This window comes from Solimonas flava DSM 18980, assembly GCF_000426685.1.
In the GTDB taxonomy this organism is placed as follows: domain Bacteria; phylum Pseudomonadota; class Gammaproteobacteria; order Nevskiales; family Nevskiaceae; genus Solimonas; species Solimonas flava.
On sequence record NZ_AUFV01000011.1, the window covers coordinates 72,139 to 91,105 of the forward strand.

Annotated in this window: 19 protein-coding genes; 1 reads left to right on the forward strand and 18 read right to left on the reverse strand. The window is 67.0% G+C overall.

Going from position 1 to position 18,967, the window contains the following annotated elements:
• Positions 1–5 precede the first annotated feature (5 nt).
• The 3 genes from K343_RS0112895 to glmS form a co-directional block, all read right to left on the reverse strand.
• Positions 6–491 carry a hypothetical protein gene (locus K343_RS0112895; protein ID WP_028008437.1) on the reverse strand — a complete coding sequence of 162 codons (486 nt, stop codon included), beginning with the start codon at positions 489–491 and terminating at the stop codon, positions 6–8.
• A 507-nt stretch (positions 492–998) separates the two neighbouring features.
• Entirely contained in the window at positions 999–1,577 is a 579-nt protein-coding gene (locus tag K343_RS24550) for a hypothetical protein (protein WP_154662560.1), read from the reverse strand.
• A gap of 301 nt (positions 1,578–1,878) precedes the next feature.
• Positions 1,879–3,723 (reverse strand): glutamine--fructose-6-phosphate transaminase (isomerizing), encoded by a 1,845-nt coding sequence (glmS, locus tag K343_RS0112900; protein WP_028008438.1) that lies wholly within the window; start codon positions 3,721–3,723, stop codon positions 1,879–1,881.
• Positions 3,724–3,925: 202 nt separating this feature from the next.
• Here glmS and K343_RS0112905 point away from each other — a divergent pair, with 202 nt between their 5' ends.
• Positions 3,926–5,245, forward strand: coding sequence for a hypothetical protein (locus K343_RS0112905; protein WP_154662561.1), 1,320 nt, complete (start codon positions 3,926–3,928; stop codon positions 5,243–5,245).
• 61 nt (positions 5,246–5,306) lie between these two features.
• Here the strand turns inward: K343_RS0112905 and glmU are convergent, their stop codons facing one another.
• The 15 genes from glmU to K343_RS0112980 all read right to left on the reverse strand — a co-directional run bounded on the left by glmU (position 5,307) and on the right by K343_RS0112980 (position 18,834).
• Entirely contained in the window at positions 5,307–6,692 is a 1,386-nt protein-coding gene (gene glmU, locus K343_RS0112910) for a bifunctional UDP-N-acetylglucosamine diphosphorylase/glucosamine-1-phosphate N-acetyltransferase GlmU (RefSeq protein ID WP_028008440.1), read from the reverse strand.
• 164 nt (positions 6,693–6,856) lie between these two features.
• Entirely contained in the window at positions 6,857–7,279 is a 423-nt protein-coding gene (locus K343_RS0112915; RefSeq protein WP_028008441.1) for a F0F1 ATP synthase subunit epsilon, read from the reverse strand.
• Positions 7,280–7,305: 26 nt separating this feature from the next.
• Complete coding sequence (gene atpD / locus K343_RS0112920; RefSeq protein ID WP_028008442.1) at positions 7,306–8,703, reverse strand: F0F1 ATP synthase subunit beta; 1,398 nt, start codon at positions 8,701–8,703, stop codon at positions 7,306–7,308.
• Between the two features lie 82 nt (positions 8,704–8,785).
• Positions 8,786–9,646 (reverse strand): F0F1 ATP synthase subunit gamma, encoded by an 861-nt coding sequence (gene atpG / locus K343_RS0112925; RefSeq protein WP_028008443.1) that lies wholly within the window; start codon positions 9,644–9,646, stop codon positions 8,786–8,788.
• A 15-nt stretch (positions 9,647–9,661) separates the two neighbouring features.
• Positions 9,662–11,200 (reverse strand): F0F1 ATP synthase subunit alpha, encoded by a 1,539-nt coding sequence (gene atpA, locus K343_RS0112930; protein ID WP_028008444.1) that lies wholly within the window; start codon positions 11,198–11,200, stop codon positions 9,662–9,664.
• Positions 11,201–11,242: 42 nt separating this feature from the next.
• Positions 11,243–11,779 (reverse strand): F0F1 ATP synthase subunit delta, encoded by a 537-nt coding sequence (locus K343_RS0112935; protein WP_028008445.1) that lies wholly within the window; start codon positions 11,777–11,779, stop codon positions 11,243–11,245.
• A 9-nt stretch (positions 11,780–11,788) separates the two neighbouring features.
• Complete coding sequence (locus K343_RS0112940; RefSeq protein ID WP_028008446.1) at positions 11,789–12,262, reverse strand: F0F1 ATP synthase subunit B; 474 nt, start codon at positions 12,260–12,262, stop codon at positions 11,789–11,791.
• A 38-nt stretch (positions 12,263–12,300) separates the two neighbouring features.
• Positions 12,301–12,567 carry a F0F1 ATP synthase subunit C gene (gene atpE, locus K343_RS0112945; RefSeq protein ID WP_020648156.1) on the reverse strand — a complete coding sequence of 89 codons (267 nt, stop codon included), beginning with the start codon at positions 12,565–12,567 and terminating at the stop codon, positions 12,301–12,303.
• A gap of 79 nt (positions 12,568–12,646) precedes the next feature.
• Entirely contained in the window at positions 12,647–13,453 is an 807-nt protein-coding gene (gene atpB, locus K343_RS0112950) for a F0F1 ATP synthase subunit A (protein ID WP_028008447.1), read from the reverse strand.
• The gene (locus K343_RS23465; RefSeq protein WP_051278348.1) at positions 13,446–13,802 is read right to left on the reverse strand and encodes an ATP synthase subunit I; all 357 of its coding nucleotides are present in this window, start codon (positions 13,800–13,802) and stop codon (positions 13,446–13,448) included. Before K343_RS23465 ends, atpB begins: the two co-directional genes overlap by 8 nt.
• Before the next feature lie 139 nt (positions 13,803–13,941).
• A complete protein-coding gene (locus K343_RS0112960; protein ID WP_028008448.1) occupies positions 13,942–14,733 on the reverse strand; it encodes an SDR family NAD(P)-dependent oxidoreductase in 792 nt (263 codons plus the stop codon).
• A gap of 74 nt (positions 14,734–14,807) precedes the next feature.
• A complete protein-coding gene (locus tag K343_RS0112965) occupies positions 14,808–15,650 on the reverse strand; it encodes a ParB/RepB/Spo0J family partition protein (protein WP_028008449.1) in 843 nt (280 codons plus the stop codon).
• Between the two features lie 72 nt (positions 15,651–15,722).
• Positions 15,723–16,511, reverse strand: a complete 789-nt coding sequence (locus K343_RS0112970; protein WP_028008450.1) for a ParA family protein — start codon at positions 16,509–16,511, stop codon at positions 15,723–15,725.
• Positions 16,508–17,176 (reverse strand): 16S rRNA (guanine(527)-N(7))-methyltransferase RsmG, encoded by a 669-nt coding sequence (rsmG, locus tag K343_RS0112975; RefSeq protein WP_028008451.1) that lies wholly within the window; start codon positions 17,174–17,176, stop codon positions 16,508–16,510. Before rsmG ends, K343_RS0112970 begins: the two co-directional genes overlap by 4 nt.
• 137 nt (positions 17,177–17,313) lie before the next feature.
• Positions 17,314–18,834: a helicase HerA-like domain-containing protein gene (locus tag K343_RS0112980; protein ID WP_028008452.1), complete on the reverse strand. Its 1,521-nt coding sequence runs from the start codon at positions 18,832–18,834 to the stop codon at positions 17,314–17,316.
• Between the last annotated feature and the right edge of the window lie 133 nt (positions 18,835–18,967).

Below are 18,967 nucleotides of genomic sequence, written 5' to 3' on the forward strand. Positions count from 1 at the left end.
GAGGCTCAGCGCGACCTTATGGCTGGTGCGTATTCCGGCTTTCCCTCACTGAAAATCGCGACGCCGCCGATCAAGGTTAAGAGCGGAGTGAGCAGCAATTCGACGGGAAGCGAAAAGCTGTATAGCTCGGCGACGAAGGTAATAAGCACCGTGACGTTCACCGTGTCGCGAATGGTGTTTCTGAAGTAGGTCTTTTCCTCGGTGACGCGATTGGCATCAAGTAGAGTCACGAACGCAAAGGGGACTGCCCACATCACTGTGGTTTTCAGATTGTCGAGGTGCCAGAAACCAAGCCAGATCAGCAGGCGTACGCACAGGACGATCCAGAGCGCTGCCCACAACATGACGAGCATGATATGCCTGACAAAAAAGGCCCTGACGAGATGAGCCAGGCTGCGCCGGATCTCGCCACTCTTGTCGCGGGCCAGAGTCCAGACAAAGAAGATCGTCAGCCAAATCATGGCCGCAATCTCACGATTGCTCAGTTCCATCGCAGCACAATCCGATGTAAGGTCGCGAGCCCCCTATTTCTGACTGACTCGAGCCGACAAGGATTTTTCACTGCGCAAGAGATACGCAGATCCGGCTTTAGTGGAGATGTTTCTGGTCATACCTACTCACACGCGACCTCACCGGTAATCGGCCCGTATGGAGTAAAGCAAGTGCAGGCACTCCCATTACCCTGGCCAGGCGGCGCGCGGCCTAAGCTGCAACTGCCACGCTCCGTTTCGCAAGTCGCGTTGTCGCAAAGCCCACATTCATCGTCGATCTCGTAGCGAAGCTTCTTCGCCATTACCAACGTAACAACGCGCGTGAAAGAGCAACGCGGCGCGTCGCTAACTTCGTAGTCACACTGATCCTTAATCGCATCCTTGCCAGTTCCACCTCTGGCCATTCGCTGCATTTCTTCGACGGTGCAGTCCGCCGATGCTACAAGTGGAAGGAACAGCAGTCCTATGAGCATATTGAGCGTCCCGATCTTCATCGTCGCTCCTCGTTCAGTTTATGCGACACAACGCCGCGAGCGTCGCTGAATAGGTCCTGGGGCTGCCCAATTTCTGAGGGCAGGACTCACCAGTTACAGAGATCGTGCCGTTGGGGCACATGGCGGCTAAGGCGCGGAAGGCATCGTCGCGTGCCTCGCTGCACCCTTCACGCCAAATGTCGTCCTCCGAGATATATGCAGATCGCAGCAGCGCTCCACTTCTCCCATTCGAACTTACGGGGTGTGGCTCGCGGCTCTCTCGATCGAGGAACTGCTGGAGAGTATCTCTAACGCAGCCGGTGTAGACCTGCATCACCGGTGCGAGATCTTGATTGTTCGTCACACGACTCAGGTATCCAGCCAAATTACTCTTCGCTACCTCGACCGAAGCGTTAGCTGAAGCCTCTTTCCAGCTCTTGATAGCGGCGTCCAGGTTCGCCTTGAGCGACGCCGATTGAATGCTCCCGGACCCGCAAAGAGCTTGTATCCCTTTGATCTCTTCTTCCGTAGGTAGTGCAGTAGACGCGTACGAAGAAGTAGCGACGACAAGAAGAACCCACGCGAGGCTTAACTTGCGAGTGACAATGCTCATGACAATCCCCAATCCCCGAGGAATCAATCATAGCCCGGCAAGAAAAGCCGGCAATCTAATTGCATTGTCCGCGCTCGAATCTTCCACGGTGATATGTGAATTGGAGCACATGCGCATGGGGAAATGGGAAATCGCTAAAAAGTCGGGAAAGCTCCTGACAGGGCAGAGTTGCGGCCCGCCTGCGCAAATCACGAGTGGGCTGCAGTGCGCTAACAGTCCACGAATATATTTGCGAGTCTCCAAATATATTTGCCTGTCTACGAAATTAATTGTCGGAAACAGCGGCTGAGCGCGCCCCGCGTCACTCCACGGTGACGCTCTTGGCGAGGTTGCGGGGCTGGTCGACGTCGGTGCCGCGCAGTACGGCGACGTGATACGCGAGCAGCTGCAGCGGCACGGTATAGACCAGCGGCGCCTGCAGCGCCTCGATGTGATCCGGCATGGTGATGACGTCGACGCCGTCGGCCGGCTCGATGCCGGTGTCCGGATCGGCGAACACGAACAGGCGGCCGCCGCGCGCGCGCACTTCCTGCAGGTTCGACTTCAGCTTTTCGAGCAGGGCGTTGTTCGGCGCCACGGCGACCACCGGCATGTCGTCGTCGACCAGCGCCAGCGGGCCGTGCTTGAGCTCGCCGGCAGCGTAGGCCTCGGCGTGGATGTACGAGATTTCCTTGAGCTTGAGCGCACCTTCGAGCGCGACCGGGAAGGTCGGGCCGCGGCCGAGGAACAGCGCGTGGTGCTTGTCGGCGAAGCGCTTGGCCCACTCGCGGATCTGCGGGTCGAGCTTGAGCGTGTGCTCGACCAGTTCCGGCACCTGCGCCATCTGCCGCGCGTAGACGGCGATCGTGCGACGGTCGAAACCTTTGCACTGCGCGATCGCCAGACCGAGCATGCCGAGCGCGGCAAGCTGGGTGGTGAAGGCCTTGGTCGAGGCGACGCCGATCTCGGGGCCGGCCCGCGTCATCAGCACGAGGTCGGCCTCACGCACCAGCGAGGATTCCGGCACGTTGCAGATCGCACCGGTGGCGATGTAGCCGAGCTTCTTGGCCTCGCGCAGCGCGGCCAGCGTGTCGGCGGTCTCGCCGGACTGCGAGATCGCGAGGAACAGCGTGCCGGGCAGCACGACCGGATCGCGATAGCGATATTCGCTGGCGACCTCGACGGTGCACGGAATGCGCGTGCCCTGCTCCAGGTAGTAACGCGCGACCAGCCCGGCGTGATAGCTGGTGCCGCAGGCGACGATGTGCACGCTCTGCACCTGCGGCAGGATCTGCGCGGCGCGCGGGCCGAGCGCGGCTTCGAGCACGTGGTCGCCGAGCAGGCGCTCGGACAGCGTGTCGGCGAGCGCGCGCGGCTGCTCGTGGATTTCCTTGAGCATGTAGTGCGCGAACTCGCCGCGCTCGACCGCATCGGCCGACAGCGAGGACTCGTGCACGCGCCGCTGCACGACGGCGCCGCTGCCGTCGTAGATGACGACGCGGTCGCGACGGATGTCGGCGACGTCGCCTTCTTCGAGGAACTGGAAGCGGCGCGTGACCGGCAGCAGCGCCTGCACGTCGGAGGCGACGAAGTTCTCGCCCGCGCCCGCTTCACCGAGCCCGATCACCAGCGGGCTGGCGATGCGCGCGACGCAGATGCGGTCCGGATGTAGGGCGTCGAACACGACGATCGCGTAGGCGCCTTTCAGGCGGCGCACGGCCTGCTGCACGGCCTCGGTCAGGTCAAGGCCGCCGCGCACGAACTCGTGGATCAGATGGGCGATGACCTCGGTGTCGGTCTCCGACGAGAACACATAGCCCTTCGCGCGCAGTTCGGCCTTGAGCTCGACGTAGTTCTCGATGATGCCGTTGTGAATCAGCGCGATGCGGTCGCCGGAGACGTGCGGGTGCGCGTTGGCCTCGGTCACGCCGCCGTGCGTCGCCCAGCGCGAATGGGCGACGCCGAGCGGGCCCGCGGCCGGCTGCAGGCGCAGCTTGTCTTCGAGACGGGCGACCTTGCCGACGGCGCGGCGCAGGTGCAGCCCGCCGTGGGCGTCGACGAGAGCGACGCCGGTGGAGTCGTAGCCGCGATATTCGAGGCGGCGCAGGCCCTCGATCAGGATCGCACTGACATCACGCGCCGCGATGGCGCCGACAATTCCGCACATGCGCAGGATTCCGGGAAATGGGAGGCCGGTCGGCCGGCCGAAGCGCGCATTCTACCGGCTGCGCGCCCGGCGCCGCGGACCGCCGCCCGGCCCGGGCGGGGCGGCCGGCCGCGGATTCGTCCGAACGGTGTATGGGGGCCGCGAGGCCGACGGCATACGATGTCGACGGGGAGACAGGGGCCATCGGCCCGGGAGCACGGACATGAGCGCGACGTCATCGCAAGCCGGGCATGCGTCGACTGGAGCAGGGCCGCGCGCCGCCGACACGGCGTTCCGCGCACTCGGCGTGGTCCTGCAGATCGCCGCGACGCTGGCGATCGCGCGGACGCTGTCGCTGTTCGACACCGGCCTGTTCTTCGAGGGCTTCGTCGTCACCCTGGCCGGCGCCGCTTTCATGCGCGCCAAGTTCGACGTCTACCTCGGCCGGCATATCGTCGCCGGGCTGGCGCACAGTACCGGCATCGGCGACGCCGAAGTACTGCGCGAGCTGAGCGCGCGCTTCATGAAGCGCTGCTGCCTGATCTGCGCGGTGCTGCTCGTCATCGCCGCCGACCTCGACGTGATGGCGCAGTACCTGCGCCCTTACCTGCAGACCTTCGTGCCGTTCGTGCTGGCGCTGCCGTTCGCCGGTTACGCGACGATGATCGGCGCCGCGCTGCGCGCCGCCAACCGCTATCTGATGGGCCTGATGTGCACGGCCTACGTGATGAACGGCGCGATCCTGCTGGCGGTGGCCGTCGCGCCGCCGCATCCGCCGCTCGAACTGTTCTCGTGGATCTTCCTCGCCGGCAGTCTGCTGGCGGCCGGCGTCGCGCGCGGCTTCGCGCGGCGCGTGTTCGGTGTGGCGCCGGTCGCCGCCACGCGCGACGCGGCGCGGCGTGCCGCGTGGGCGCAGATCGACCGTCAGATCGAGTCGGAAGCCGGCATCGGCTTCGCCAATGTCGCCCTGTTGTGGGCGCCGCTGGGCCTGCTCGTCGCGCTCGCGCCGCCGGACGAGATGGCGCTGTTCGCCGTCAGCACGCGCAGCGCACAGCTGATCCTGTACCTGATGCCGGTGCTCGCGCTGCTGGTCGCGCCGCGGCTCGGCCGCCTCGGCAGCCATCTCGGCGGCGCCTACGGACGCGGCGCGCTGTGGCTGGCACTGAGCGGCGTCGCGCTCGCCAGCGCCGCGATGGCGACGCTGCTGATCGTCGCCGCGCAGTGGAGCCTCGCGCAGTACGGCGCGCCGTACGCCGCCGCGCTCGGCGTGTATCTGGCGCTGATCGTCGCCGAAGCCCTGTCGGTCACGGCGCGCCCGCTGTATCGCTATCACGCCGCGCACTGGGACGCCGGCGGCGCCCGGCACGTCCTCTACGCCGCAGCGGCGGTCGCCACGCTCGTCAGCCTCGCGCTGACGCCGTGGCAGGGCGCGTTTGGTGCGGCGCTGGGCCTTGCCGCCGGACACGCCTCCGCGGTCGCGCTTGGCCTATGGTCGGCGCTGCGCCATCCGCCGCTACTGGTACGGCCGGCGCATCCCGGCTGAGTCGGCTGAGTCGGCCGCGGCCGGACCCGGCCCCAGCGGCGCTGTTGGCGTCCAGCCGCCCCTAGCCGGCGCCGCCCTTGCGCGGCCGTTTCCAGACCGCCAGCGTTTTCTGCTCGCGCGCCCGGGCGATGGTCAGGCCGCCACCAGGCACGTCGCGCGTGATCGTCGAGCCGGCGCCGATCGTCGCGCCGTCGCCGACCGCGACCGGCGCGACCAGCTGCGTGTCGGAGCCGACAAAGACGTCGTCGCCGATCGTCGTGCGGTGCTTGTTGGCGCCGTCGTAGTTGCAGGTGATGACGCCGGCGCCGATGTTGGTGCGGCTGCCGATCGTGGCATCGCCGACGTAGGCGAGATGATTGGCCTTGGTGCCGGCGCCGAGCTGCGCGTTCTTGATCTCGACGAAGTTGCCGACGTGGCTGCCGTCGGCGAGCTGCGTCGTCGGCCGCACGCGCGCGAACGGGCCGATCACGCAGTCCGCGCCGGCCGTGCACCCTTCGAGCACCGAATGCGCATGAACGCGCGTGCCGGCGCCCAGCGTCACGTCGCGCAGTACGCAGTACGGACCGATGTGCACACCCTCGCCGAGGACGACCGTGCCTTCCAGCACGCAGCCGACGTCGACATGCACATCGCGGCCGTGCGTCAGGCGGCCGCGCAGATCGAAGCGCGCCGGATCGGCAAGCGCCAGTCCGTCGGCCAGCAAAGCGCCGGCCTGCCGCGCCTGGTACAGGCGTTCGAGATGCGCCAGCTGCGCGCGGTCGTTGGCGCCCTCGACCTCGTCCGGGACCGCACTGGCGGCGGCGACTTTCAGGCCGGCCTTGACCGCCATGCCGACGATGTCGGTCAGGTAGTACTCGCCCTTGGCATTGCGGTTCTTGACGCGCGCCAGCCAGCCGCGCAGGCGCTTGGCGGGCACGCTCATCAGACCGGTGTTGACCTCGCGGATCGCGCGCTGGCGCGGCGTGGCGTCCTTGTCCTCGACGATCGCCGTGATCGCACGGCCGCGGTTGCGCAGGATGCGGCCGTAGCCGGCGGGATCGGCGAGCTCGACGGTCAGCAGCGCCAGCGTGCGGCGCCCGGCCTCGATCAAAGCGGCCAGCGTGGCGGTGCGTACCAGCGGCACATCGCCGTAGAGGATCAGAACCTGCGCGGCGTCGGGAATCTGCGGCATCGCCTGCTGCACCGCATGCGCGGTGCCGAGCTGCTCGGCCTGCGCCGCCCAGTACAGCGGCACGCCGCCGGCGTGGACCGCGGCCCAGGCGCGCACGGCCTCGCCGCCATGGCCGACGACGACATGAATGGCGGCCGGCGCCAGTTGCTGCGCGGCGTCGATGACGTGCCCGAGCATCGCGCGACCGGCGATCTCATGCAGGACTTTCGGCCGCGCGCTCTTCATGCGCGTGCCCTGGCCGGCGGCGAGGATGATGACGTGTAGCGGTGCAGGCATGGCGGCGGCGCGCGCTGGACGCGCGTAATGAATGATCGGCGGACTTTAACCGGTTCGCCTGCGACGCGGTGATCGGGCGAATCGCCCGGCGGGCGGGCTGCTGCGGGGTAATGAAAAAGGGCGCCTTGCGGCGCCCCGTTTTCAGATGCAGCGACGCCGCCGTTTCAGTGATGGCTCGGCGCGTTGAGCTTGCGCACGAACTCGAGGCGCGCCGCAGCTTCGACGATGGCGGCCTGGGCCTTGGCAATGTCGACCTGCGTCTTGGCGCCGGCCAGCTTCTCCTCGGCTTCCTGCTTGGCCTTCAGGGCGGCAGCCTCGTCGGCATCCTTGCCGTGCAGCGCCGCGTCGGCGAGCACGGTGACGAGGTAGGGCTGCACCTCGAGGATGCCGCCGCTGACGAAGAACGGCAGTTCCTGGCCATCCGGCGTCTTGACGCGCAGCGTGCCCGGCTTGAGCCGGGTCAGCAGCGGCGCATGGCGCGGCGCGATGCCGACTTCGCCCATTTCCGCGGGGGCGAACACCATCTCGGCGGCTCCCGAGTGGATGTGGCCTTCGGCGGAAACGATATCGACGTGGAGTTGTGGCATGTGCGTTCTCCCGGCCTGTCAGCCGATCAGAGCTTGCTCGCCTTCTCGACGGCTTCGTCGATCGTGCCGACCATGTAGAACGCCTGCTCCGGCAGGTGATCGAACTGGCCATCGACGATGCCGCGGAAGCCGCGGATCGTTTCCTTCAGCGACACGTACTTGCCCGGCGAGCCGGTGAAGATTTCGGCGACGTGGAACGGCTGCGAGAGGAAGCGCTGGATCTTGCGCGCGCGCGACACGACCTGCTTGTCTTCCTCGCTGAGCTCGTCCATGCCGAGGATCGCGATGATGTCCTTCAGTTCCTTGTAGCGCTGCAGCACGCCCTGCACGTCGCGGGCGGTGTTGTAGTGCTCGGCGCCGATGACGTTCGGATCGAGCTGGCGCGAGGTCGAGTCGAGCGGGTCGACCGCCGGGTAGATGCCCAGCGAGGCGATGTCACGCGACAGCACGACGGTCGAGTCGAGGTGCGCGAAGGTCGTCGCCGGCGACGGGTCGGTGAGGTCGTCGGCCGGAACATAGACGGCCTGGATCGACGTGATCGAGCCCTTCTTGGTCGAGGTGATGCGCTCCTGCAGCGCGCCCATTTCCTCGGCCAGCGTCGGCTGGTAACCGACCGCCGACGGCATACGGCCGAGCAGCGCCGACACTTCGGTACCGGCCAGCGTGTAGCGATAGATGTTATCGACGAAGAACAGGATGTCGCGGCCTTCGTCGCGGAAGTACTCGGCCATCGTCAGGCCGGTCAGCGCGACGCGCAGACGGTTGCCCGGCGGCTCGTTCATCTGGCCGTAGACCATCGCCACCTTGGACTCGCTGAGGTTCTTCTCGTTGACGACGCCCGATTCCATCATCTCGTGATAGAAGTCGTTGCCTTCACGCGTACGCTCACCGACGCCGGCGAACACCGACAGACCCGAGTGCGCCTTGGCGATGTTGTTGATGAGCTCCATCATGTTGACGGTCTTGCCGACGCCGGCGCCGCCGAACAGGCCGACCTTGCCGCCCTTGGCGAACGGGCACAGCAGGTCGATGACCTTGATGCCCGTTTCGAGCAGCTCGGTGGAGCCGGCCTGGTCTTCGTAGCTCGGCGCCGCGCGGTGGATCGACCAGTGCTGCTCGGTGTTGACCGGGCCCACTTCGTCGATCGGCTCGCCGAGCACGTTCATGATGCGGCCGAGCGTGGCCGGACCGACCGGCACCGAGATCGGCTTGCCGGTGTTGCGCACTTCGAGGCCGCGCTTCAGACCTTCCGACGAGCCGAGCGCGATCGTGCGCACGACGCCGTCGCCGAGCTGCTGCTGGACTTCCAGCGTCAGATCGGTGCCGTCGATCTTGAGGGCATCGTAAATGGCCGGGATCGCGTCGCGCGGAAATTCCACGTCGATGACCGCGCCGATGACCTGAACGATCTTGCCAGTGCTCATGCCAGTGCTCATATGTTTGACCTTCTTCCGATCCGCTTCTCGCGCGCGCCGCTAGGCCGCTGCGCCACAATTTTCCAAAACTTCAGACAGCCGCCGCGCCGCCGACGATTTCCGCCAGTTCCTTGGTGATGTTCGCCTGGCGAGCCTTGTTGTACTGCAGCTGCAGCTGGTTGATGATCTTGCCGGCATTGTCCGACGCCGCCTTCATCGCCACCATGCGCGCGGACTGTTCGGATGCCGCGTTCTCGATCACCGCCTGGTAGATCTGCGATTCCGTGTAGCGCGCCAGCACCGTATCGAGCAGTTCGACCGCATCCGGCTCGTACAGGTAGTCCCAGTGTTCGAGCAGGCCTTCGCTGTCCGACGGCTGCACCGGCAGCAACTGCACGACATCGGCGCGCTGCGTCATGGTGTTGACGAACTGGTTGGCGACCACGAACACGCGGTCGACCTGGCCGTCGCGGTAGGCGTCCGACAGCACCTTGACGATGCCCATCAGCTGTTCGAGCTGCGGACGGTCACCCAGCTGCGTGGCGCTCGCCAGCACCTTGCCGCCGACGCGACGGAAGAACGAGATCGCCTTGTTGCCGACCAGCACCAGCTCGGCCTCGATGCCCTTGGCCTGCCACTCGCGGATCGCGCGGATCGTCGCGCGGAACACGTTCATGTTCAGACCGCCGCAGAGGCCACGGTCGGTCGACACGATCAGGAACGCGACGCGCTTGACCTCGCGCTCGACCATGAACGGATGCTTGTACTCGAGGTTCGCTTGCGCCAGATGACCGAGCGTGCGCCGCAGACGCTCCGCGTACGGACGGGCGGCCGCCATGCGATCCTGCGCCTTGCGCATTTTCGACATGGCGACTTTTTCCATCGCACGCGTGATCTTCTGCGTGTTCTTGACGCTCTTGATCTTGGTGCGGATTTCCTTGGCGCCGGCCACGGCTTCGCTCCCGTCTTAGATGGCGGACTGCTTGACGTAGGTTTCCATCGCCGACTTCAGACCCGCTTCGAGCGTGTCGTTCCAGTCGCCGGTGTCGAGCTTGTCGAGCAGGTCCTTGTGGTTGCCGGCGATGAACTGGTGCAGGCCTTCTTCCCAGGCCAGGACCTTGTTCACCGGCACCTTGTCGATGTAACCCTTCTCGACCGCGTACAGCGTCGCGCCCATCCGCCCGACCGACAGCGGCTGGTACTGCTTCTGCTTCATCAGCTCGGTGACGCGCTGGCCGCGCTCGAGCTGCGCACGCGTCGCCGCGTCGAGGTCCGAAGCGAACTGCGCGAAGGCCGCCAGCTCGCGGTACTGCGCGAGCGCCAGACGCACGCCGCCGCCGAGCTTCTTGATGATCTTGGTCTGCGCCGCACCACCGACGCGCGACACCGAGATGCCGGCGTTCATGGCCGGACGGATGCCGGCGTTGAACAGGTCGGTCTCGAGGAAGATCTGGCCGTCGGTGATCGAAATGACGTTGGTCGGCACGAACGCCGACACGTCGCCGGCCTGGGTCTCGATGATCGGCAGCGCCGTCAGCGAACCCGTCTTGCCCTTGACGGCACCGTTCGTCATCTTCTCGACGTAGTCCTCGTTGACGCGCGCGGCGCGCTCCAGCAGACGCGAGTGCAGATAGAACACGTCGCCCGGGAACGCTTCGCGGCCCGGCGGGCGGCGCAGCAGCAGCGAGACCTGGCGATAGGCGACGGCCTGCTTCGACAGGTCGTCATAGATGATCAGCGCATCCTCGCCCTTGTCGCGGAAGTACTCGCCCATCGAGCAGCCGGCGTACGGCGCGATGAACTGCAGCGCGGCGGCTTCCGACGCCGAGGCGGCGACGACGATCGTGTTCGCCATCGCGCCGTACTCTTCGAGCTTGCGCACGACGTTGGCGATCGAGCTGGCCTTCTGGCCGATCGCGACGTAGACGCACTTAATGCCCGAGTCTTTCTGGTTGATGATCGTGTCGATCGCCAGCGCGGTCTTGCCGGTCTGACGGTCGCCGATGATCAGCTCGCGCTGGCCGCGGCCGACCGGCACCATCGCGTCGATCGCCTTGTAGCCGGTCTGCACCGGCTGGGTGACCGACTTGCGGGCGATGACGCCCGGGGCGATCTTTTCGATCGGGCTCATCGCGGCGGCGGCGATCGGCCCCTTGCCGTCGATCGGGCGGCCCAGCGCGTCCACCACGCGACCGAGCAGCGCCTCACCGACCGGCACTTCGAGAATGCGGCCGGTAGTTTTGACGGTATCGCCTTCCTTCAGGTGCTTGTAGTCACCGAGGATCACCGCGCCGACGGAATCGCGCTCGAGGTTGAGCGCCATGCCGAAGGTGTTGCCCGGAAATTCGAGCATTTCACCCTGCAGCGCGTCGGACAGGCCGTGCACGCGGACGATACCGTCCTGCAGGGAGACGATCTGACCCACGTTGCGGGCCTCGGAGGCCGCATCGAAGTTCTTGATGCGCGCCTTGATGAGGTCGCTGATTTCGGAAGGATTGAGTTGCATAGGAACCGATTCCTGAAAATTTTCCGCGTTAGAGCGCCAGTCTCACTGCGTCACGACGGTTTTGAGCCGCGCGAGTTCGCCTGCGTACGAGCCGTCGAGGACCATGTCGCCCGTCCGGATCACCGCGCCACCGATCAGCGCCGGATCGACCTGCCAGCTGACGGCGACGTCGCGCGCCAGCCGCTGCCTGACCGCCGCCACCAGCTTTTCCTGCTGCGCCGCGTCGATCGTCGCCGCCGAGGTGATTTCGACCTCGACGCGCTTCTCGGCCTCGTCGCGCAAGCGCTCGTACTCGGCCGCGAGCGCCGGCAGCACCGCCAGCCGGTGGTTCTCGACCAGCAGGCGGACCAGCGTCAGCGCTTGCGCCGGCAGCTTGCCGCTGAGCGCCTGCACCAGCGCCGCCGACAGATCGGCGCGCGTCAGCGACGGGTTTGCCGTCAGAGCCGCGATCTCCGGGTTGCCGAACAGCGCCGCGAGCGCCTGCAGGGATTCGCCCCAGGCCTTGTAGTCACCGCTCTCGCGCGCAAGCTCGAAAACCGCCTTCGCGTACGGATGAGCCACCGTGCTGAAGTCCGCCATCATCGTGCCTTAGATCTTCGCCGCCAGCTCGTTCAACACGTCGGCATGCGCCTTCGCGTCGATTTCGCGCTTGAGGATCTTGGCCGCGCCGGCGACCGCCAGCTCGCCGACCTGCTTGCGCAGTTCGTCACGGGCATGGGCGACTTCGCGCTGCACGTCCTCGTGCGCCTTGGCGACGATACGCTCGGCCTCGACCTGCGCCGTGCCCTTGGCCTGCTCCACGATCTGCGAAGCCTGCTTGTTGGCGTTGGCGAGAATCTCCTGCGCCTGCACGCGAGCCGCCTTCAGCGCCTCTTCGCTTTTCAGCGAGGCATCCTGCAGCGCGCGCGAGCCCTTCTCCGCCGCGGCCAGACCGTCGGCGATGCGGGAGCGACGCTCCTCGAGCGCCTTCGTGATCGGCGGCCACACGAACTTCATCGTGAACCACACGAACAGGCCGAACACGATCATCTGGCCGACGATCGACGGGATGCTTGCCTGCATGGGCTAAGCTCCGGTTGAGTGAGACGGAAAAACGACGCTTACTGCTGAACCGCGGCGAGCAGCGGGTTCGCGAACATCAGCAGCAGACCCATGGCGACGCCGATGATCGCGACGGCGTCGAGCAGGCCGGCGATGATGAACATCTTGGTCTGCAGCATGTTCGCCATTTCCGGCTGGCGGGCGGCGCCTTCGAGGAACTTGCCGCCGAGCAGGCCGAAGCCGATGGCCGTGCCGAGCGCAGCGAGGCCGAAGATGATGCCGATGGTCAGCGCCGTGTTGGCCTGGATCTGAGCGATGAGCTCCATGGTTTACTCCTAACTCCGTGATGTTGCGTGGTGGAAAACGGTAAAACTAGTGCCGCGATTCAGCCGAAAACCAGAACGTCTAGTGATGCTCGTTGGCCATGCTCAGGTACACGATGGTCAGCGTCATGAAGATGAACGCCTGCAGCGTGATGACGAGGATGTGGAAGATGGCCCAGCCCAGCCCCGGAACGACCTGCGCCCACCAGGGCAGCAGCGCGATCAGGATGAAGATCAGTTCGCCGGCGTAGAGGTTGCCGAACAGTCGCAGCGCCAGCGACAGCGGACGGGCCAGCGTCTCGACGATGTTCAGGATGAGGTTGAACGGCATCAGCCACGGCCCGAACGGGTGCGTCAGGAACTCCTTGGCGTAGCCGCCGAAGCCCTTGCTCTTGAAGCTGTAGAAGAAGATCAGGAAGAACACCGACAGCGACAGCGCGAAGGTCGCGCTCATGTCGGCCGACGGCACGACGCGAATGTAGGCGTGGGCCGGATCTTCACCGGCCGCGGCATGGCCGGCGGCCCAGAGCTTCGGCACCAGATCGACCGGCAGCAGGTCCATCGCGTTCCACAGGAACACCCAGACAAAGATCGTCAGCGCCAGCGGCGCGACGAAGGCGCGCGAACCGTGGAACGAATCCCTGACAGAATTGTCAACAAACTCGATGAGCACTTCGACGAAATTCTGCAGCTTGCCCGGCACACCGGCCGTCGCGCGCACGGCGGCGATGCGGAACAGCGTCAGGAAGACCAGCCCGAGCAGGGTCGAGATGAGGAGGGTGTCGAGGTGCCAGTCCGTCAAGCTAATGAAAGCGGAATCATGCCCACTCGACCAGTGCCGCAGGTGGTGAGTAACGTATTCGGCAGGAGAGTGACCCGCTTCAGCCATCGCTCGAATCCCAAAGAAGCGCGAACCAGTAAACCGGCAAGGTCAATGCAAACGTGACCAGGACCGGAGCAAACACATCTGCAAACAGCCGGACCGCTACCGCGAACAACACCACGGCGAGGATCAGTTTCCTCACCTCGGCCCGATAAAAATTCATCACCGCGTATTGGGCATCCGTGGAGGAAGCCGAAAACGTCTTCAGCCCGGCGTAGAAGGTCAGCACGGCACCGATCCCACCTCCGGCCAGAGCCGCCAACCCTTCCCGACCTCCTCCAAACGCACCCCAGAGGACGGCACACGAGACTGCGATTATCAACTGATAGCACGCAATGCGCGTCGCAATCTTCATAAGTCGCTGCGAGCCAGCTTGGTGCAATGCACCAATCAATCGCAGAGAGTATAGCGGCTTATTATTTCGCTCGGCAAGACGAAGATCATTGCAAAAACCTTGCGATGTCACGGTTTCGACGCAGTATCAGCACGCTGCCCTAGCGACGCATGATGCGCGCGGTGGCAGCCGCGAGCCAGCGCCGCGGCAACAGACGCGGCAGCACCGCCACCATCCGGCTCGCCAGTCCGGGCACCAAGGTCGTGCATCCGCGATCGAGCGCGCGCAGGCTGCGCGCGACGACCTCGGCCGGCTGGGCCATCAGCGCCGACGGCACGGCCTGGCGCAGATGCGAACCGCCGGCCGCTTCGAAGAACGGCGTGTCGACCGGCCCGGGGCAGACCGCGAGGCAGCGCAGGCCGCGCTCGCGCGTCTCGGCCCACAGCGCTTCGGTATACGACAGCACGAAGGCCTTGGTCGCGCCGTAAACCGCCATGTACGGCATCGGCTGGAAGCCGGCCAGCGAAGCGACGTTGATGATCGCGCCGGCGCGGCGTGCCTGCATCGCCGGCAGGAAGGCCTGCGTCAGTTCGACCAGCGTCGTGCAATTGAGCGTGATCATCTGCTGCAGGCGCACCGCATCGAGCGCCGCGGAGTGGCCGGCGACGCCGAAGCCGGCATTGTTGACCAGCATCGCGACCGGCCAGCCGAGCGCCTCGACCCGCGCCGCCAGCGCGAGACCGGCACCGGGCACGGCGAGATCCGCACGCATCACCTCGACGCGCACGCCGGGCACGGCGCGCAGTTCCGTCGCCAGCGCTTCGAGCCGGTCCTGCGAACGGGCGACCAGGATCAGGTCGTAGCCGCGCGCCGCCAGCTGGCGGGCGTACTCGGCGCCCAGTCCCGACGAAGCGCCGGTGACCAGCGCCGCTCCCACGACTGCCTCGTGCATCGCTCCCCCTCGGCCTCCCCAGGCCGTCCTGTCCGTTCGCCGGCGGCGCCGGCGAACAACCCCCGCTGCCAACTTCAGCCGAGCCGCGCGAGCAGACGCTGCAGCTCGTCGGCGTTCTTGAAGCTGACAGTCAGCCGGCCGCGGCCGGCGTCGTTCTGCTGCAGGCGCACCGGCAGGCCGATCTTCTGCGCCAGCTCCTGCTCGACCGCCGGCACGCGCGCCTTGGCAGGGCGCGGCTTGGCGGCATCGTCGGCATGGACCAGCGCCTCGACCTGCCGCACCGACATCTGTTTCTCGACCGCCAGCTTGGCCAGCGAAGATTGCCGCGCCCCGTCGACGCCGAGCAGCACCTTGGCGTGGCCGAAGCTCAGGTGGCCGTTGCGCACCAGTTGCTGGACATCCTCGTTGAGCTCGATCAGCCGCAGCAGATTGGTGATGTGCGTGCGCGAGCGGCCGACCGCGGTCGCCGCCGCCTCGTGCGTGAGCCCGCAATCGCGGATCAGCTTGTGCAGCGCCTCGGCCTCTTCGAGGGGGTTCAGGTCGGCGCGCTGGATGTTCTCGACCAGCGCCACCGCCATTGCGCCCTGCTCGTCGAGCGTCTTGACGACCGCCGGCACGGTCTTGAGTCCGGCCTGCTTGGCGGCGCGCCAGCGACGCTCGCCGGCGACGATCTCGTAGCGGTCGCCGCCGACGGCGCGGACCACGATCGGCTGGACGATGCCCTGCGCCCGCACCGACTCGGTCAGCGCCTCCAGCGCGGCGGCGTCGAACTGGCGGCGCGGCTGGTGCCGGCCCGGCTGCAGCGCTTCGACCGGCAGTTCGCGCAGCTGGTCGCCGGCCTCCTCGTCGACCGTGTTGGCGACGCTGCTGAGCAGCACATCGAGCCCGCGCCCGAGTCCCCGCTTCTTCGTACTCACCGCTTCCTCTCCCGCAGGACAAAATGCCGGCCGCGGCCGGCCGCGCGCATCGTGGATTCCGTCTTCATGAGCCTACGCCGGCAGCCGCAGCTGGCCGCCGTCGTGGCGGCGCAGCACCTCGCCGGCCAGCGCGAGATAAGCCTTGGCGCCGGAGGAATTGGCGTCATAGAGCATCACCGGCAGGCCGTGGCTCGGCGCCTCGGCGAGGCGCACGTTGCGCGGCACCAGGGTGCGGTAGACCTTGTCGCCGAAATGCTGGGTCAGCTGGCCGGAGACGTCGTTGGCGAGGTTGTTGCGCGGATCGAACATGGTGCGCAGCAGGCCCTCGATCTCCAGCTTGGGATTGATGACGCGCTTGATCTTCTGCACGGTGTCCATCAGCGCCGACAGGCCTTCGAGCGCGTAATACTCGCACTGCATCGGGATCAGCACGCCGTCGGCAGCGACCAGGGCGTTGACGGTCAGCTTCGACAACGCCGGCGGACAGTCGAGAATGACGTAGTCGTAATCCTCGGCGACCTCGGCGAGCGCGGTGCGCAGCGCGAAATCGCCGAGCGCGACCTCGCGCAGCTTGATCTCGGCCTCGGTCATATCGGCATTGGCCGGCAGCAGCGACAGATTGAGGTCCGGCAGATACTGGATCGCGTCGCGGATCTTGACCTGCTCCAGCAGCACGTCGCGCGTGCTGTAGCGCAGCTGGCTCTTGTCGACGCCGACGCCCATCGTCGCATTGCCCTGCGCGTCGAGATCGACGAGCAGCACGCGCCGCTTGGTCGCCCCCAGCGAGGCAGCGAGATTGATCGAGGTCGTCGTCTTGCCGACGCCGCCCTTCTGGTTGGCAACCGCGATGATGTGACTCATGGCTTCAGGCTTGCGATGACGGCATGGCGCTCTTCGGACAGCCCCGGAATCCGCAGGCGCCGCGTTTCCAGGATGGCGGCTGCGGACGGCACGGCCGCCAGCTCGGCGGGATCTAGTTTGCCCTTCATGGCGATCCAGACACCACTTTCGGGGCCGCCGGGCGCCAGCAGCGGCGCCGTGGCGGTCACGAAATCGGCGAGCGACGCGAAGGCGCGGCTGACGATGCCGGCGTACGGGCGGTCCGGCCGCCAGTCCTCGACGCGCGCCTCGGCGACCTCGACGTTGGCGAGGCCCAGCGTGCGCACCGCGTGGCGCATGAAGCGCGCTTTCTTGCCGTTGCTGTCGAGCACCGTGACCTGCAGCTGCGGCTCGGCGATCGCCAGCGGAATCCCCGGCAGGCCGGCGCCGCTGCCGACGTCGAGCAGGCGCACATCCGGAAAGCCCGGCACGAACTCGCGCAACACCGGCAGGACCGCCAGCGAATCGAGCACGTGCTTGGTCACCATCTCGCTCGGCGTGCGGATCGCCGTCAGGTTGTAGGCCGTGTTCCAGCGCGCCATCTCGTCGAGATAGCGCAGCAGCGCGGCGCGCACCGGCGACGGCAGCTCCAGGCGCAGCGCGGCCAGGCCGTTATCGAGGTGCGCGGCGAGCGGATGCGCGCTCACGGCCGCCCACCCTTCGGGCCGGGGCACCGGAACAGCGACAGCAGGAGCAAACGAACGGGCATCGCGGGAATCAGGCGCGGCGGGCGAGCGGACGGGAAGGCCGCGCAGTATACCCGCGCCCCGCCGCAGCCCCCGCCTCAGCGCCGCGACAGCGATCCGAGCAGCCCGCGCAGCAGCTGCCGGCCGACCTCGCGGCCGATCGACGAGGCGGCGCTGCGCGTGGCGCTCTTGATCGCCACCTCGACCACCGTATCGCCGCGGCGTGCGGCGGCGCCGGCAGGCTTCGTCGCCCGCCCCGCAGTCGTTGGCGCCGGCGCACTGCCGCGGTCCCACCAGCCGGTATCGCCGCCCGCCGCCGCCGGCGCGGCCGGCTGAGCCGGTGCGGCCCGGACGCTGAGCTTCTCGTACGCCGATTCGCGATCGACGGCCTGCTCGTAGCGGCCGGCGACCGGGCTGCGCGAACGCACCTGCTGGCGCTCGTCCGCCGTCAGCGGCCCGATGCGCGAGCGCGGCGGCGCGATCAGGGTCTTCTCGACCACGGTCGGCACGCCCTTCTCGTCAAGCGTCGAGACCAGCGCCTCGCCGACGCCGAGCGCCTGGATCACGTCGGCCACCTTGAGCTTGGGATTCGGGCGGAACGTCTCGGCGGCCGCCTTGACCGCCTTCTGGTCGCGCGGCGTGAACGCGCGCAGCGCGTGCTGCACGCGATTGCCGAGCTGGCCGAGCACGGCGTCCGGCAGATCGAGCGGATTCTGCGTGACGAAGTAGACGCCGACGCCCTTGGAGCGGATCAGGCGCACGACCTGCTCGACCTTCTCGACCAGCGCCTTCGGCGCGTCCTTGAACAGCAGGTGCGCCTCGTCGAAGAAGAACACCAGCTTCGGCTTGTCGGCGTCTCCGGCTTCCGGCAGGCGCTCGAACAGCTCTGACAGCAGCCACAGCAGAAAGGTCGAGTACAGCCGCGGCTTCTGATACAGCACATCGGCGGCGAGCACGTTGACGATGCCGCGGCCGGTCATGTCACAGCGCATGAAGTCGGCAAGATCGAGGGCCGGCTCGCCGAAGAAATGCTCGGCGCCGTCGCTCTCCAGCTGCAGCAGCGCGCGCTGGATCGCACCGACCGAACCCGACGTTACCAGGCCGTAGTCGGTGCCGAGCGACTTGGCGTTGCTGCCGACGTACTGCAGCACGGCGCGCAGGTCCTTGAGATCGAGCAGCAACAGGCCCTGGTCGTCGGCGTAGCGGAAGACCAGCGACAGCACCGCTTCCTGCACATCGGACAGATCGAGCAGGCGCGCCAGCAGCACCGGCCCCATGTCTGACACCGTCGCGCGCACCGGATGGCCGCTCGTGCCGAACACGTCCCAGAACACCGTCGGGTTCGGCGCCGGCGCCCAGCTCTCGACGCCGATCGTCGCCGCACGCTCGACGAGCTTGGGCTTGGCCTCGCCGGCGGCGGCGATGCCGGACAGGTCGCCCTTGATGTCGGCGGCGAACACCGGCACGCCAAGCTGCGCAAACCCCTCGGCGAGGATCTGCAGCGTCACCGTCTTGCCGGTACCGGTCGCTCCGGCGACCAGGCCGTGGCGGTTCGCGTACTGCGCGAGCAGCCGTTGCGGCGTGTCGTCGCCCTTGCCGATCAGGATTGCGGCGCTCATCGAGGTCCCCGGTGCGTGTATGGAATGGCGCGTATCTTCGCCAAAGGCGTCGGGCACAACAATGATGCCGCGGCCGATCCCGGACGGCGGCGCATGCGAGGACCATCACGAGCCGGCGCCACCGCCCCAGGCA